This window comes from Moraxella equi, assembly GCF_002027555.1.
In the GTDB taxonomy this organism is placed as follows: Bacteria; Pseudomonadota; Gammaproteobacteria; order Pseudomonadales; family Moraxellaceae; genus Moraxella; species Moraxella equi.
Genome location: NZ_MXAP01000145.1, coordinates 1 through 869, shown reverse-complemented (window position 1 = coordinate 869; position 869 = coordinate 1). Strand labels below are relative to the sequence as shown.

Annotated in this window: 1 protein-coding gene; it reads right to left on the bottom strand. The window is 45.3% G+C overall.

All coding sequences use genetic code 11. The features are described 5' to 3' along the window. Positions 1–84 precede the first annotated feature (84 nt). Positions 85–723: a lysophospholipid acyltransferase family protein gene (locus B5J93_RS12065; RefSeq protein ID WP_079326600.1), complete on the bottom strand. Its 639-nt coding sequence runs from the start codon at positions 721–723 to the stop codon at positions 85–87. Between the last annotated feature and the right edge of the window lie 146 nt (positions 724–869).

Here is an 869-nt window from a genome sequence, read left to right as displayed (position 1 = left end):
AATGGAAAATGGAAAATGGAGACGAACTTAAATTAATTGTTAAAAAGGGCGATGTATCCGCCCTTAGTTATGTTTAAATCTTAGTTATTTTTTTAAATCTTGTAGTGGCTTAGACATTTTATCAACATGCTTGCCTTCCACGCCGTCATAATAGGCATAAATCTTAGGCAAATCCGCCTCAATGTCGCCTGTGGGATAAAACAAGGTCATAAAGCGGACTTCTTTGGTTTTATAATCCATCGCCACAGGCAAGATAGGCACGCCTGCCCCTGTGGCAATATAATAAAAGCCTGTTTTCCACTCATCGGTATAACCCCGAGTACCTTCGGGGGCTAACCCCAAAAAGAACGGTTTGCCAGTTTTAAAGCGGTCAATGTTGGCTTGTAGTACCGAGCCTTTTTTGTCCCTATCAATGGGAATGACCCCTGCCCACGTCAAAAAATGCGACATGACGGGCAGTTTAAACAGCTCTTTTTTGCCCATAATCTTGATGTCCACGTCAAGGGCGAGCAAGGTGGGAATGGCGTACACCCCATCAAAGTTAGATGTGTGGGGTACGGCAAGCAGGACGGCTTTGTTGATGTTGGGAATGTCGCCCACAATCTGCCAACCTGTCAATGCTAAAAAGGCACGGGCGAGGGACGGGACGATTTGCCCATGGCGACGTGGGACATTATCGCCTAGGCTGGTGGGGTCAATGGTGGATAGGGCGTTCATGTCCATGGGATTTTCCTTAACATGGGGCTTGGGGCATGTCTGGGCAACACGCTCTAAATCGGCGTGTCTTTTACGGGTGAATTATCATTTGCCTATGTATTTATCCAACAAAATATTCAACGCATTTTAACGTATATCTAACGAATTTGATA